Source organism: Blastococcus sp. TF02A-30 (genome assembly GCF_003319185.1).
GTDB lineage: Bacteria > Actinomycetota > Actinomycetes > Mycobacteriales > Geodermatophilaceae > Blastococcus.
The window spans coordinates 770,555-784,074 of record NZ_QOHJ01000001.1 but is presented as its reverse complement, the minus strand read 5'-3'; the positions used below and the strand labels follow the sequence as shown (position 1 = coordinate 784,074).

Here is a 13,520-nt window from a genome sequence, read left to right as displayed (position 1 = left end):
GCCCGACCATGCGCGTCGTCGTCGCCGGAGCACACGGGCAGGTCGCCCGCCGTCTCGGCCGTCTGCTGTCCGCCCGCGGGAACACCGTCGTGGGCCTGATCCGCAACCCCGACCACCGGGCCGACCTCGAGGCCGACGGCGTCGAACCCGCCGTCGTCGACCTGGAGACCGCCACCGTCGACGAGGTCGCCCGGGCGGTGTCCGGCGCCGATGCGGTCGTGTTCGCCGCGGGTGCCGGCCCCGCCAGCGGTCCCGAGCGCAAGCACACGGTCGACCACGGCGCCGCGGTCACGCTCGCGGACGCCGCCGAGCAGGCGGGCGTCCGGCGCTACCTGCTGGTCTCCTCGATGGGCGTGGAGCAGGCGCGGCAGGGCACGCCGCAGGGCATGGACCCGGTGATGGCTGTCTACCTGCAGGCGAAGCTGCGCGCCGAGGACGAGATCCTCCCCCGGGAGGCGCTGGGCGTGACGATCGTGCGCCCCGGTGGCCTCACCGACGACCCGGGCACCGGGCGCGTGCGGCTCGAGCACGGCGTCCCGTACGGGCAGGTGCCGCGCGACGACGTCGCCGCGGTGCTGGCCGAGCTGCTCCTGCAGGGCAAGGACGGCGAGGTGGTCGAGCTCGTCGCCGGCGACACCCCCGTCGCCGACGCAGTCGCCGCTCTCCCGTGATCAGCTGCGGCGGGCGCGGGTGACGGTCGCCCGGGCGGCGAGCATGTCGTCGGGCGGGTAGTCCACGCGCACGAGCGCCAGCCCACCCGCCGGGGCGACGGGCACCTCGCTGGCCCGCTCGGTGCGCGCCAGCAACGTCGCCGGCCACTCCGGCGGACGACGGCCCTCGCCGACGGCCAGCAGCGCGCCCACCAGGCTGCGCACCATGGAGTGGCAGAACGCGTCGGCCGACGCGGCGATCGTGATGACGTCCCCGTCGCGGACGACGTCGAGCGCCAGCAGCGTGCGGATCGTCGTCGCCCCCTCGCGGCGCCGGCAGTAGGCGGCGAAGTCGTGCTCGCCGAGCAGCAGCCCCGCAGCCGCGGCCATCCGCGTCGCGTCCAGCGAGCGCGGCCAGGCGGCGGTGTCGAGCCGGCGCAGCGGCGGGGGGCCGGCAGGTGAGTCGCTGAGCCGGTAGACGTAGTGCCGGCCGAGTGCGGAGAACCGGGCGTCGAAGTCCGGGTGGGCCTCCTCCACCGCGGTCACCGCGATGTCCGGTGCCAGCACCCCGCGCAGCCGGCGGACCAGCCGGCCCCGGTGCTCGTCCCACACGTCGCGCGGGACGTCGCAGTGCGCCACCTGGCCGGTGGCGTGCACGCCGGCGTCGGTGCGTCCCGCCACCGTCAGCTCCACCGGCCGGCGCAGGACGGTGGCCAGCGCCTGCTCCAGGTCGCCCTGCACGGTGCGCTGGCCGGGCTGGCGGGCCCAGCCGTGCAGCGCCGTGCCGTCGTAGCTGATCGCCAGTCGAACGCGGACGAGCCCGCCCCCCTGGTCGGGGGCGGGCTCGTCCGGGTGCTGCGCGGTGCAGGGCTCGGCACCCACGTGATCTGCGGTCAGCAGCGGATCACTTCGGGTCCGGGGCGGACTCGCCGCCCTGGTACTGCTGGCTCGCGGTCGCGGCGTCGCCGAGCTCGGCGGCCTCGATCTCGGCCGCGGCGGCCGCGGCGACCTCCGGCGAGAGCGCCGGGTCCTCCACGACGGCCGCGTTCTGCCGCTGCGGCTCCGGGGTGACGTCGCCGTCGTCCTGGCGCTCACCGTCGGGGTTGAAGACGTCGGTGACGATCTCCTGCGCCTCGTCGGTCACCGAACCGTCGGTCACCGCCGGCGAGGTGTCCCCACCGGGGCCGGTCGACTCACCCTCGAACGTGGCCCCCTGGTCGCCACCACCGGCGGAGACGCCGGCAGCGCCCGCGCCCGTCACGTCCTCGGGCGAGCTCATCGGGTGCCGTCCGTGCCCTCGGCGTCGTCGGCGACCTCGTCGGGGCTGTCCGCCGAGTCGGCGCTGTCGGCGGAGTCGGCCGAGTCGGCGCTCTCCGCGGACTCCGCGCTGTCGGTGGCCTCGTCGGCGTCGGCGGTCTCGACCGCGTCCGCGGTGACCTCACCGGACGCGGCGGCAGCGCCGGCACCCGAGGCGAACTGCGTGCCACGGGCGCGCTCGGCCTCGCCGACGGCCTGCTGGGCCACGGTGAGAACCTCGACCAGCTCGATGACGGCCATCGGGGCGTTGTCGCCCTTGCGGGGGCCGACCTTGGTGATCCGCGTGTAGCCACCGGGACGGTTCTCGTAGCGAGGACCGATCTCGGCGAACAGGGTGTGCACGACGTCCTTGTCGCGGATCGTCGTCATCACCTGACGGCGGGCGTGCAGGTCGCCGCGCTTGGCGAAGGTGACCAGCTTCTCGGCCAGGGGACGCAGCCGCTTGGCCTTGGCCTCGGTGGTGGTGATCCGCCCATGCTCGAACAGCGAGGTGGCCAGGTTGGCCAGCATCAGCCGCTCGTGCGCGGGGGACCCGCCGAGACGGGGACCCTTGGTGGGGGTGGGCATGTCGGTCCTTCCTCAGGCTGCCGGCCGGTGCGAGCGCGGCTGCGTTCCGTGGTGGTGCTGTCCTAGCTGTGCGGTGGTGCGGCGAGCCAGGAGGGCCGGCCGGACGGCGGGCGTCCCGCCGTCCGGCCCGCGCCTCAGAGCTGCTCGGTCTCCTGGTAGGAGCCCTCGTCGTACTGCGCCTGGTCGTAGCCGGCGGCGTACTCGCCGGTGCCCTGGTAGGCGTCGGTCTCGTAGCCCTCGTCGTAGCTCTCGATCGAGGTGGGGATGAACCCGGGCGGGCTGTCCTTGAGCGCCAGGCCCATGGCCGCCAGCTTCATCTTGACCTCGTCGATCGACTTCGCGCCGAAGTTGCGGATGTCGAGCAGGTCGGCCTCGGAGCGGGTGACGAGCTCACCGACGGTGTGCACGCCCTCGCGCTTGAGGCAGTTGTAGGACCGGACGGTCAGGTCCATGTCCTCGATCGGCATCGAGAAGTTGGCGATGTCGGCGGCCTCGGCCGGGCTGGGCCCGACCTCGATGCCCTCGGCGTCGACGTTCAGCTCGCGCAGCAGGCCGAACAGCTCCACCAGGGTCGACCCGGCGGACGCGATGGCGTCGCGCGGGGCGATCGACGGCTTGGTCTCGACGTCGACCACGAGGCGGTCGAAGTCGGTGCGCTGCTCGACGCGGGTGGCCTCGACGGCGTAGGTGACCTTGAGGACCGGCGAGTAGATCGAGTCGACGGGGATGCGGCCGATCTCCTGGCCGGGCTGCTTGTTCTGCGGGGCCGGCACGTAGCCGCGGCCGCGCTCGACGACCAGCTCGACCTCCAGGCGACCCTTGCCGTTCAGGGTGGCGATGTGCAGGTCGGGGTTGTGCACCTCGACCCCCGCCGGCGGAGCGATGTCCGCGGCGGTGACCTCACCCGGGCCCTGCTTGCGCAGGTACATGGTCACCGGCTCGTCGGAGTCGGAGCTGACGACCAGGCCCTTGAGGTTGAGGATGATCTCGGTGACGTCCTCCTTGACGCCCGGCACGGTGGTGAACTCGTGCAGGGTGCCCTCGATGCGGATGCTGGTGACAGCGGCACCGGGGATGGACGACAGCAGCGTGCGCCGCAGCGAGTTGCCGAGGGTGTAGCCGAAGCCGGGCTCGAGGGGCTCGATGACGAACCGCGAGCGCGACTCGGTGATCGTCTCCTCGGTCAGCGTGGGGCGCTGTGCGATGAGCATTGCGTTTCTCCTCCATGTCCTCCGGCACCCGCCATATGACGCCGTGAGGGGGTGGTGCTGGCTCCGGCGGGCATCTGTCCGCCCGCCGGAGCCGGTGGTGCTCTCGAGCTCTTACTTGGAGTAGAGCTCGACGATCAGCTGCTCCTGGACCGGCGTGTCGATGACCTGCCGGGCCGGGATGCCGTGGACCAGCACGCGCAGCTGGCTGCTGATGACCTCGAGCCACGCGGGCACGGGGCGCTCGCCGGCGCGGGCCTGGGCGACCTCGAACGGCAGCATCGTGCGCGACTTCTCGGCCACCTCGATGATGTCGTTCTCGCTCACGCGGTACGACGGGATGTCGACCTTGCGGCCGTTCACCCGGATGTGGCCGTGGCGCACCAGCTGGCGGGCCATGTCACGGGACTCGGCGAAGCCGGCCCGGTAGACCACGTTGTCCAGGCGCGACTCCAGGATCTGGAGCAGGACCTCACCGGTCTTGCCGCTCTTGCGGTTCGCCTCTTCGTAGTAACCGCGGAACTGCTTCTCCAGCACGCCGTAGATGCGGCGCGCCTTCTGCTTCTCGCGGAGCTGGAGCAGGTACTCGCTGTCCTTGGTGCGGCCGCGGCCGTGCTCGCCCGGCGGGTAGGGCCGGATCTCGATCGGGCACTTCGCGGACTCGCACTTGCTGCCCTTGAGGAACAGCTTCATCTTCTCGCGCCGGCACATGCGGCAGTCGGCTCCGGTGTAACGGGCCACGTCTATCTACCTCGTTCGATCTCGTCGGTGGCCGGTCAGACCCGGCGGCGCTTCTTGGGGCGGCAGCCGTTGTGCGGCTGCGGCGTCACGTCCTGGATCTGGCCGACCTCGAGGCCCGTGGCCTGCAGGGAGCGGATGGCCGTCTCGCGACCGGAGCCAGGGCCCTTCACGAAGACGTCGACCTTGCGCATGCCGTGCTCCTGGGCCTTGCGCGCGGCGTTCTCGGCAGCCATCTGCGCCGCGAACGGCGTGGACTTGCGCGAGCCCTTGAAACCGACGTGGCCGGCGGACGCCCAGCTGATCACGTTGCCGTTCGGGTCGGTGATCGACACGATCGTGTTGTTGAACGTGCTCTTGATGTGCGCGGCGCCGTGGGCGACGTTCTTCTTCTCCTTGCGGCGGACCTTCTTGGCACCAGCCGCGGTGCGAGCCCTGGGAGGCATGTCTCTCCGGTTTCCTTCAGTTGCTGTGGCCTGGGGTTGCTGCCGTGCGGCAGCACACGTGTCGCGCCATCACTCCCGCCCTCACGGGTCGCCGTGGCGGCGCGTCGACGTGCTGTGGGTCAGCGGGCCTTCTTCTTGCCCGCGATGGTCTTGCGCGGGCCCTTGCTCGAGCGCGCGTTCGTCTTGGTGCGCTGGCCGTGGACGGGGAGCCCACGACGGTGACGCAGCCCCTGGTAGCAACCGATCTCCACCTTGCGGCGGATGTCGGCGGCCACCTCGCGGCGCAGGTCACCCTCGACGCGGAAGTGCTCGTCGATGTAGTCGCGCAGCTTCAGCAGGTCCTCGTCGCCGAGGTCCTTGACGCGCAGGTCCGGGCTGACGCCCGTCGCGGCCAGGGTCTCCTTGGCGTGGGTCTTGCCGATGCCGTAGATGTAGGTCAGCGCAACCTCGAGCCGCTTCTCGCGGGGGAGGTCGACGCCTGCCAGTCGTGCCATGTCCTAGGTGCTCCCTGTTTGTTCGACTCAGCCCTGGCGCTGCTTGTGCCGGGCGTTGTCGCAGATGACCATGACCCGGCCGTGCCGGCGGATCACCTTGCACTTGTCGCAGATCTTCTTCACCGACGGCTGGACCTTCACCGGTGCCGCCCCTCATTCCTCGATCGTGTGCCGGCCGCGTCCCTGCCGGTGGGCAGGCGCTGGCCGAGCGGTTACTTGTAGCGGTAGACGATGCGACCGCGGGTCAGGTCGTAGGGCGAGAGCTCCACGACCACGCGGTCCTCGGGCAGGATGCGGATGTAGTGCTGCCGCATCTTGCCGCTGATGTGGGCGAGCACCCGGTGCCCGTTCTGCAGTTCGACCCGGAACATCGCGTTGGGCAGCGGCTCGACGACGCGACCCTCGACCTCGATGGCCCCGTCCTTCTTCGCCATGCCCTACACGCACTCCTTGACTCGGTGGTACTCGTCCTCGCCCCCGCCCACGGGTGGACCCCGGACGACGAGCTCGGTGGTTGCAGAACAGATGGTGCAAAGCGCTCTCGCAGAGGGCGTTCCCCGTCACGCGGCCACAGCACGACGAAGGAACGGCGCTAGCGCCACAGGGAATCGTACCTGACGGCACACCAGTTCCCAACCGCCCCCCGTGAGGGCTGGGCTACACCGTCCTGGGCGCCGTCAGGAGCGCGGCGTGACCCCGAAGGGCGCCAGGCCGGCGACGCCGCCGTCCTCGGCGGTCAGGACCCACGGCCCCTCGGGGGTGATGGCCACGGTGTGCTCGAAGTGGGCGGCCCGCGAGCCGTCCTTGGTGACGACCGTCCAGCCGTCGTCGAGCTCGGCGGTCGCCGGGTCGCCGACGGTCACCATGGGCTCGATCGCGAGCACCAGCCCGGGCACCAGCTTGGGACCGCGGCCGGGACGCCCGTAATTGAGCACGTGCGGGTCCTGGTGCATCTCCGTGCCGATGCCGTGACCGCCGTAGTGGTCCACGATCCCGTACGGGTGCTCGTGCGACCGGATGGACTCCTCGACCGCGTGGCTGATGTCGGTCAGCCGACCGCCGGCGACGGCCCGCGCCAGCCCGGCCCACATCGACCGTTCCGTCACCTCGATCAACGCCGCGTCCTCGGCCGACGGCTCCCCCACCGTCACCGTCACCGCGGAATCGCTGTGCCAGCCGTTGAGGATGGCTCCGCAGTCGATGGAGATGTTGTCGCCCTCGGCGAGCACCCGGTCGGGGCTCGGGATGCCGTGCACGACCTCGTCGTTCACCGAGGCGCAGATCGTGCCCGTGAAGCCGTGGTAGCCCAGGAAGTTGGGCACCGCCCCCTGCGAGCGGATGTGGTCCTCGGCGACCGCGTCCAGCTCACCGGTGGTGACACCGGGGCGGACGGCGGCCTTCACCGCCGCCAGCGCACCGGCGGTCACGAGACCGGAGGCGCGCATCAGCTCGATCTCGTGCGCCGTCTTGATCTGGATCATGCGTCCACTCCACTTCGCGAGCAGCGGGAGGCGAGCGAGGATGCCTGCCGTCATCTGCCGCGCCACTCCTTCGACCGGGCCGGAGCCCGGCGGTCAGACAGCAGCCGGCTGCCCGGGCTCGCCGTCGTCGTCCGCGCCCAGGGCACGCAGCGCACGGGCGGTGACCTCCTCGACCGAACCGATCGCGTCGATCCGGGACAGCAGGCCCACGCCCTCGTAGAACCCGGACAGCGGGGCGGTCTGTTCCCGGTAGACCTCGAGGCGGTGCCGCACGGTCTCGGGCTTGTCGTCGTCGCGCTGCACCATCTGGCCGTCGACCAGCATGCGGCGACCGGAGAGCCGGCGCACCAGCTCCTCCTCCTCGACGACGAGCTCGAGCACCCGATCCAGGCCGTGCCCCAGGTCCTCGAGCGAGGAGCGGAGCTGCTCGGCCTGCGCGATGGTGCGGGGGAACCCGTCGAGCAGGAAACCCCCCTTGGCGTCGGGCTCGGCCAGCCGGTCCTTGACCATCGCCACGGTGATCTCGTCGGGCACCAGGTCGCCGGCGTCCATGTAGCTCTTGGCCTTGAGGCCGAGCTCGGTCTGGCCGCTGACGTTGGCCCGGAAGATGTCACCCGTCGAGATGGCGGGGACGCCCAGCCGACCGGCGATGATCTGCGCCTGGGTGCCCTTGCCCGCTCCGGGGGGCCCCAGCAGGACGACGCGCACTACTTCAGGAACCCTTCGTAGTTGCGCTGGTTGAGTTGCGTCTCGATCTGCTTCACCGTCTCCAACCCCACTCCGACCATGATCAGCACCGCGGTCCCGCCGAACGGGAAGTTCTGGTTCGCCCCCTCCTGCGTGACCGACAGGAAGAGGTTGGGGAGGACCGCGACCAGGCCCAGGTAGATCGACCCGGGCAGGGTGATCCGCGACAGCACGTACTGCAGGTACTCCGCCGTCGGGCGACCGGGGCGGATGCCGGGGATGAAGCCGCCGTAGCGCTTCATGTCGTCGGCCCGCTCCTCCGGGTTGAACGTGATCGACACGTAGAAGTACGTGAAGAAGATGATCATCGCGAAGTAGATCGCGACGTGCACCGGGCTGCTCTGGTCGATGATGTAGTTCTCGAAGAACCGGCGGACCCCGCCGGTCTCGTCGCCCTGCAGCTGGGTGATCAGCTGGGGCAGGTACAGCAGCGACGAGGCGAAGATGACCGGGATGACGCCGGCCTGGTTCACCTTGAGCGGGAGGTAGGTCGAGGTCCCGCCGTACATCCGGCGGCCGACCATGCGCTTGGCGTACTGCACCGGGATGCGTCGCTGCGCCTGCTCGACGAAGACGACCGTGCCGATGATGACCACCGCGAACGCGCAGACCACGGCGAAGACGAGACCGCCGCGGCTCTGCAGGATGGAGCCGCCCTCGGCCGGGATGCGGGCCGCGATCGAGGTGAAGATCAGCACGGACATGCCGTTGCCGATCCCCTTCTCGGTGAGCAGCTCGCCCAGCCACATGATCAGGGCCGTGCCGGCGGTGAGGGCGACGACCAGGATGACCGTGGTGGCCACCGAGTCCGACGGGATGATCTCCTCGGAGCAGCCGGGGAACAGCTGGCCGCTGCGCGCGAGGGCGATGATGCCGGTGCTCTGCAGCACGGCCAGGGCGATCGTCAGGTAGCGGGTGTACTGGGTCAGCTTGGCCTGACCCGACTGCCCTTCCTTCTTGAGCTGCTCGAACCTCGGGATGACCACGACCAGCAGCTGCACGATGATGCTGGCGGTGATGTACGGCATGATGCCGAGCGCGAAGACCGACAGCCGCAGCAGCGCTCCACCGGAGAACAGGTTCACCAGCGAGTAGATGTCGCGCTGCGACCCGGACTGGGCAGCCTCGAGGCAGTTGTTGATGGCCTCGACCGAGACCCCGGGACCGGGCACCTGGGCGCCCAGCCGGTACACGGCGATGATCGCCAGGGAGAACAGCAGCTTGCGCCGGAGATCTGGCGTCCGGAACGCCGCGGCGAACGCCTGCAGCACGAGCCCTCCCTTGTCGGTCGAGTGAGCGTAACAATCGGCCCGCCCCGCACGGGTGCGGGGCGGGCCGATGAGGCCCCGTCCCGGGCCCCACCCCGAGCGTTCGGGGTGGGGTGGACGGGGATCTGTCAGATGCGGGTGGTGCTGCCCCCGGCCGCGCCGATCTTCTCGGCAGCGGACGCGGAGAAGGCGTGGGCGTGGACGTGCACCTGCACGCCGCCCAGCTCGCCGGTGCCGAGCACCTTGACCGGCTGGCCGCGGCGGACCGCGCCCACCTCGGCCAGGGTGTCCGGGTTGACCGAGCCGCCCTGCGGGAACAGCGCCGCGATCCGGTCGAGGTTGACGACCTGGAACACGACCTTGTTGTTGTTCTTGAAGCCCGAGAGCTTCGGCAGCCGCATGTGCAGCGGGGTCTGCCCACCCTCGAACCGGGCGGACGTGTTGCCCCGCGCGCCGGTGCCCTTGGTGCCGCGACCGGCGGTCTTGCCCTTGGAGCCCTCACCGCGACCCACGCGGGTCTTGGGGGTGTGGGCGCCGGGGGCCGGACGCAGGTGGTGAACCTTCAGAGTCATAGCGAGTCTTTCCTCAGACCTCTTCGACGGTGACCAGGTGCGGCACCGTCGCGACCATCCCACGGATCTCGGGACGGTCCTCCTGGACGACCGAGTCGTTGATCCGCTTGAGGCCCAGCGAACGCAGCGTCTGCCGCTGGTTGGGCTTCGTGCCGATGGCCGACTTGACCTGGGTGACCTTCAGCTGCGCCATCTCAGACCCCCTGACCCGCACGGGCACGGAGCATGGCGGCCGGGGCGACGTCCTCCAGCGGCAGACCGCGGCGGGCCGCGATCTCCTCGGGACGGACGAGGTCCTTCAGCGCCTGCATCGTGGCGTGCACGATGTTGATCGGGTTCGACGAGCCGAGGCTCTTCGAGAGCACGTCGTGGATGCCGGCGCACTCGAGCACGGCACGCACCGGGCCACCGGCGATGACACCGGTACCGGGGCTGGCCGGCTTGAGCAGCACGACACCGGCCGCCGCCTCACCCTGCACGGGGTGCGGGATGGTGCTGGCGATGCGAGGCACCTTGTAGAAGTGCTTCTTGGCCTCCTCGACGCCCTTGGCGATCGCCGCGGGCACCTCCTTGGCCTTGCCGTAGCCGACGCCCACGGTGCCGTCACCGTCGCCCACGATCACCAGGGCGGTGAAGCTGAAGCGCCGACCACCCTTGACGACCTTGGACACGCGGTTGATGGCGACCACGCGCTCGATGTAGTTGCTCTTCTCGGCGGGCGCGCCACCGGGGCCCCGCCCGCCGTCACGACGGTCACGGCGGTCGTTGCCGCCGCCGGCGCCGCCGCCGCGTCGCTGTGGTCCTGGCATCAGACGTCCCTCTCGATCTGCTCGCTCGTGCTGGTGTGGGTGGTCATCAGAAGTCCAGCCCACCCTCGCGGGCACCGTCGGCCAGAGCGGCGATGCGCCCGGCGTAGCGGTTGCCCCCGCGGTCGAAGACGACCGCCGAGATGCCGGCGGCCTTGGCGCGCTCGGCGACGAGGGCGCCCACCTGGCGGGCCAGGGCGGACTTGTCGCCCTCGGCGCCGCGGAGGCTGGCGTCCATCGTCGACGCGCTCACCACGGTGCGGCCGACGGTGTCGTCGACGACCTGCACGTGGATGTGGCGCGAGCTGCGCTTGACCACCAGGCGCGGACGCTCCGGCGTGCCGGAGACCCGCTTGCGCAGCCGGTTGTGGCGGCGCAGCCGCGAGACGCGGCGCGCCGTGCTGATGTCGGTGCCGACGGGCTTGTGGACCCGGCCGGCCTTCTCTGCCTGAGCCATCACTTACCCGTCTTCCCGACCTTGCGCTTGACGACCTCGCCCTGGTACCGCACGCCCTTGCCCTTGTACGGGTCGGGCTTGCGGATCTTGCGGATCTTGGCTGCGACCTCGCCCACCAGCTGCTTGTCGATGCCGCTGACCCGCAGGCGGGTCGGGGACTCGACCGCGAAGGTGATGCCCTCGGGGGCCTTCACCGGGACGGGGTGGCTGAAGCCCAGGGCGAACTCGAGGTCCGAGCCGCGCGCCTGGACGCGGTAACCGACACCGACGATCTCGAGGGTCTTGGTGTAGCCCTCGGTGACACCGGTGATCATGTTGGCGATGAGCGTCCGCGAGAGCCCGTGCAGGGCGCGGTTCTGCCGCTCGTCGTTGGGGCGCTGCACCCGCAGCGTGCCGTCCTCGTCGCGCTCGACGGTGATCGGCGCCGCGACGGTGTGGGCCAGGGTGCCCTTGGGGCCCTTCACGCTCACCGTCTGGCCGTCGATGGCGACGTCCACACCACTGGGCACGGCGATCGGGAGTCGTCCGATCCGTGACATCTCTTGCTCCCCTTACCAGACGTAGGCGAGGACTTCCCCACCCACGCCCTTCTTGTTCGCCTGCTTGTCGGTCAGCAGCCCGGTGGAGGTCGAGATGATCGCCACGCCGAGGCCGCCGAGCACCTTGGGCAGGGCGGTCGACTTCGCGTACACCCGCAGACCCGGCTTGGACACCCGCCGGACTCCGGCGATGCTGCGCTCGCGGTTGGGGCCGTACTTCAGGTCGACGACCAGCTGCTTGAAGGTGGTGCCGTCCTTGTCGACGTCGTCGACGCGCCAGCCGGCGATGTAGCCCTCCTGCTGGAGGATCTCGGCGATGTGCGTCTTGAGCTTCGACGACGGCATGACCGCGGAGTCGTGGTACGCCTGGTTGGCGTTCCGCAGACGCGTCAGCATGTCCGCGATCGGGTCGGTCATGGTCATGGCGTGTGGTGCCTCTCTCGCCGCGGTTCCTCATGCCCCGGGTCTTCCCGGACTTGGGGCGTGGGCCTCTCGGCGATCAGTGGTGCTTCGGTTGTGATCCGGCCCGGGTGGACCGAGGCCGTGCTGCTTACCAGGAGCTCTTCTTCACGCCGGGGAGCTCCCCGGCGTGCGCCATCTCCCGCAGGCAGATCCGGCACAGGCCGAACTTGCGGAAGACCGCGTGCGGACGACCGCACCGCTGGCAGCGGGTGTAGCCGCGCACCTTGAACTTGGGGGTGCGGGCCGCCTTGTTGATCAGCGCCTTCTTGGCCATTGCTTCTCTCCTGCCCGGCTCAGCGGACGGTCGTGACGACGGGCTGGCCGGCGAAGGGGAAACCGAGCTGGCGGAGCAGCTCGCGACCCTCCTCGTCGGTGGTCGCGGTGGTGACCAGCGTGATGTCCATGCCGCGGGGGCGGTCGATCTTGTCGACGTCGATCTCGCGGAACATGGACTGCTCGTTCAGCCCGAACGTGTAGTTGCCGTGGCCGTCGAACTGCTTGGCGTTCAGGCCGCGGAAGTCGCGGATGCGGGGCAGGGCCAGCGACAGCAGCCGGTCCAGGAACTCCCACATGCGGTCACCGCGGAGGGTGACCTTCGCGCCGATGGGCATGCCCTCGCGGAGCTTGAACTGCGCGATGGACTTGCGGGCCCGGACGACGGCCGGCTTCTGGCCGGTGATGGCGGTGAGGTCGCGGACCGCGCCGTCCATCAGCTTCGCGTCGCGGGTGGCCTCGCCGACGCCCATGTTGACGACGATCTTCGTCAGGCGCGGGATCTGCATGACGTTGTCGTAGCCGAACTCCGACTGGAGGGCCGGCACGATGTTCTCGCGGTAGTTGGCGAGCATGCGGGGCAGCTCACGGGTGGGTGCGCTCATGATGCTCAGAGGTCCTTACCGGTGCGCCGCGAGACCCGGATACTGCGGCCTTCCTCGTCCTTGCGGTAACCGACCCGGGTCGGCTTGTCCTCGGAGTCGATCACCATCACGTTGCTCACGTGGATGGGCGCCTCCTGCGTGACGATCCCGCCCTGCTGGGCCCCGCGCTGGTTCGAGCTGATGCGGGTGTGCTTCTTCACCCGGCCGACGCCCTCCACCAGCACCTTCTGGAGCTTGGGGTAGGCGGCGATGACACGACCCTTCGCGCCCTTGTCCTTGCCGGACAGGACCACGACCGTGTCGCCCTTCTTGACCTTCATCGACGGGGTCTTCCCGCTGGCTGCCTGAGCCATGATCACAGCACCTCCGGAGCGAGCGAGATGATCCGCATGAACCGCTTGTCGCGCAGCTCGCGGCCCACGGGGCCGAAGATGCGCGTGCCGCGGGGGTCGCCGCTGTCGCGGATGATGACCGCGGCGTTCTCGTCGAAGCGGATGTAGGAACCGTCGGGACGACGGCGCTCCTTCACCGTGCGGACGACGACCGCCTTGACGACGTCGCCCTTCTTGACGCCCGCGCCGGGGATCGCATCCTTCACGGTGGCGACGATGACGTCACCGATACCCGCGTAGCGCCGCCCGGAGCCGCCGAGAACCCGGATGCAGAGGATCTCCTTCGCACCGGTGTTGTCGGCGACCCGCAGTCGCGACTCCTGCTGGATCACTGCTACTCCCAAATCTTCGTGGTGACAGCCGGGCCGGAACGGTGAACCGGCTGTCCGGTCTCCCGCGTGCGGACGCACCGGCGGCTGAGCCGCCGGTGCGTCCGAGCACGGGAACCGGGATGTGCGCGCACCCCTCCGAGGAGGTGCGGTGCGCGCCAGTCGACCA

The 13,520-nt window shown here is 70.5% G+C and carries 22 protein-coding genes and 1 pseudogene; 1 reads left to right on the top strand and 22 read right to left on the bottom strand.

Going from position 1 to position 13,520, the window contains the following annotated elements; all coding sequences use genetic code 11:
* Positions 1 to 8: 8 nt before the first annotated feature.
* Positions 9 to 671 carry an SDR family oxidoreductase gene (locus tag DQ241_RS03825; protein WP_113828761.1) on the top strand — a complete coding sequence of 221 codons (663 nt, stop codon included), beginning with the start codon at positions 9 to 11 and terminating at the stop codon, positions 669 to 671.
* Here the strand turns inward: DQ241_RS03825 and truA are convergent, their stop codons facing one another.
* The 22 genes and pseudogenes from truA to rplN form a co-directional block, all read right to left on the bottom strand.
* On the bottom strand, positions 672 to 1,532 hold the full coding sequence (truA, locus tag DQ241_RS03820) for a tRNA pseudouridine(38-40) synthase TruA (RefSeq protein WP_199584025.1): 861 nt from the start codon (positions 1,530 to 1,532) through the stop codon (positions 672 to 674).
* A 22-nt stretch (positions 1,533 to 1,554) separates the two neighbouring features.
* Positions 1,555 to 1,929 (bottom strand): hypothetical protein, encoded by a 375-nt coding sequence (locus DQ241_RS20800; RefSeq protein ID WP_199584024.1) that lies wholly within the window; start codon positions 1,927 to 1,929, stop codon positions 1,555 to 1,557.
* Between the two features lie 257 nt (positions 1,930 to 2,186).
* A pseudogene (gene rplQ, locus DQ241_RS21435) lies at positions 2,187 to 2,534 on the bottom strand (50S ribosomal protein L17); the annotation flags it as partial.
* A gap of 134 nt (positions 2,535 to 2,668) precedes the next feature.
* Positions 2,669 to 3,745 carry a DNA-directed RNA polymerase subunit alpha gene (locus tag DQ241_RS03810; protein ID WP_113828758.1) on the bottom strand — a complete coding sequence of 359 codons (1,077 nt, stop codon included), beginning with the start codon at positions 3,743 to 3,745 and terminating at the stop codon, positions 2,669 to 2,671.
* Positions 3,746 to 3,856: 111 nt separating this feature from the next.
* On the bottom strand, positions 3,857 to 4,483 hold the full coding sequence (gene rpsD / locus DQ241_RS03805; RefSeq protein ID WP_113828757.1) for a 30S ribosomal protein S4: 627 nt from the start codon (positions 4,481 to 4,483) through the stop codon (positions 3,857 to 3,859).
* A gap of 35 nt (positions 4,484 to 4,518) precedes the next feature.
* On the bottom strand, positions 4,519 to 4,926 hold the full coding sequence (gene rpsK, locus DQ241_RS03800) for a 30S ribosomal protein S11 (protein WP_026857037.1): 408 nt from the start codon (positions 4,924 to 4,926) through the stop codon (positions 4,519 to 4,521).
* A 119-nt stretch (positions 4,927 to 5,045) separates the two neighbouring features.
* Complete coding sequence (gene rpsM, locus DQ241_RS03795; RefSeq protein WP_091770117.1) at positions 5,046 to 5,420, bottom strand: 30S ribosomal protein S13; 375 nt, start codon at positions 5,418 to 5,420, stop codon at positions 5,046 to 5,048.
* A gap of 27 nt (positions 5,421 to 5,447) precedes the next feature.
* Entirely contained in the window at positions 5,448 to 5,561 is a 114-nt protein-coding gene (gene rpmJ / locus DQ241_RS03790; RefSeq protein WP_012950458.1) for a 50S ribosomal protein L36, read from the bottom strand.
* A gap of 71 nt (positions 5,562 to 5,632) precedes the next feature.
* The gene (gene infA / locus DQ241_RS03785; protein ID WP_012950459.1) at positions 5,633 to 5,854 is read right to left on the bottom strand and encodes a translation initiation factor IF-1; all 222 of its coding nucleotides are present in this window, start codon (positions 5,852 to 5,854) and stop codon (positions 5,633 to 5,635) included.
* Positions 5,855 to 6,097: 243 nt separating this feature from the next.
* The gene (gene map, locus DQ241_RS03780; protein WP_233492182.1) at positions 6,098 to 6,955 is read right to left on the bottom strand and encodes a type I methionyl aminopeptidase; all 858 of its coding nucleotides are present in this window, start codon (positions 6,953 to 6,955) and stop codon (positions 6,098 to 6,100) included.
* 39 nt (positions 6,956 to 6,994) lie between these two features.
* Positions 6,995 to 7,609: an adenylate kinase gene (locus tag DQ241_RS03775; protein ID WP_113828755.1), complete on the bottom strand. Its 615-nt coding sequence runs from the start codon at positions 7,607 to 7,609 to the stop codon at positions 6,995 to 6,997.
* Positions 7,609 to 8,919 (bottom strand): preprotein translocase subunit SecY, encoded by a 1,311-nt coding sequence (secY, locus tag DQ241_RS03770; protein WP_113828754.1) that lies wholly within the window; start codon positions 8,917 to 8,919, stop codon positions 7,609 to 7,611. Before secY ends, DQ241_RS03775 begins: the two co-directional genes overlap by 1 nt.
* 125 nt (positions 8,920 to 9,044) lie before the next feature.
* A complete protein-coding gene (gene rplO, locus DQ241_RS03765) occupies positions 9,045 to 9,482 on the bottom strand; it encodes a 50S ribosomal protein L15 (protein ID WP_370444370.1) in 438 nt (145 codons plus the stop codon).
* Between the two features lie 19 nt (positions 9,483 to 9,501).
* Positions 9,502 to 9,681: a 50S ribosomal protein L30 gene (rpmD, locus tag DQ241_RS03760; RefSeq protein ID WP_113798410.1), complete on the bottom strand. Its 180-nt coding sequence runs from the start codon at positions 9,679 to 9,681 to the stop codon at positions 9,502 to 9,504.
* A gap of 1 nt (position 9,682) precedes the next feature.
* Complete coding sequence (gene rpsE, locus DQ241_RS03755; RefSeq protein ID WP_026857030.1) at positions 9,683 to 10,297, bottom strand: 30S ribosomal protein S5; 615 nt, start codon at positions 10,295 to 10,297, stop codon at positions 9,683 to 9,685.
* Positions 10,298 to 10,343: 46 nt separating this feature from the next.
* A complete protein-coding gene (gene rplR, locus DQ241_RS03750; RefSeq protein ID WP_113828955.1) occupies positions 10,344 to 10,751 on the bottom strand; it encodes a 50S ribosomal protein L18 in 408 nt (135 codons plus the stop codon).
* Positions 10,751 to 11,290 carry a 50S ribosomal protein L6 gene (gene rplF / locus DQ241_RS03745; RefSeq protein ID WP_113828752.1) on the bottom strand — a complete coding sequence of 180 codons (540 nt, stop codon included), beginning with the start codon at positions 11,288 to 11,290 and terminating at the stop codon, positions 10,751 to 10,753. The genes rplR and rplF overlap by 1 nt, the downstream gene beginning before the upstream one ends.
* Before the next feature lie 12 nt (positions 11,291 to 11,302).
* Entirely contained in the window at positions 11,303 to 11,713 is a 411-nt protein-coding gene (rpsH, locus tag DQ241_RS03740) for a 30S ribosomal protein S8 (protein ID WP_113828751.1), read from the bottom strand.
* 127 nt (positions 11,714 to 11,840) lie between these two features.
* A complete protein-coding gene (locus tag DQ241_RS03735; RefSeq protein ID WP_113828750.1) occupies positions 11,841 to 12,026 on the bottom strand; it encodes a type Z 30S ribosomal protein S14 in 186 nt (61 codons plus the stop codon).
* Between the two features lie 19 nt (positions 12,027 to 12,045).
* Positions 12,046 to 12,600 (bottom strand): 50S ribosomal protein L5, encoded by a 555-nt coding sequence (rplE, locus tag DQ241_RS03730; protein WP_233492202.1) that lies wholly within the window; start codon positions 12,598 to 12,600, stop codon positions 12,046 to 12,048.
* A gap of 35 nt (positions 12,601 to 12,635) precedes the next feature.
* A complete protein-coding gene (gene rplX / locus DQ241_RS03725; protein ID WP_113828954.1) occupies positions 12,636 to 12,950 on the bottom strand; it encodes a 50S ribosomal protein L24 in 315 nt (104 codons plus the stop codon).
* Positions 12,951 to 12,985: 35 nt separating this feature from the next.
* On the bottom strand, positions 12,986 to 13,354 hold the full coding sequence (rplN, locus tag DQ241_RS03720) for a 50S ribosomal protein L14 (protein ID WP_113828748.1): 369 nt from the start codon (positions 13,352 to 13,354) through the stop codon (positions 12,986 to 12,988).
* Positions 13,355 to 13,520: the final 166 nt, after the last annotated feature.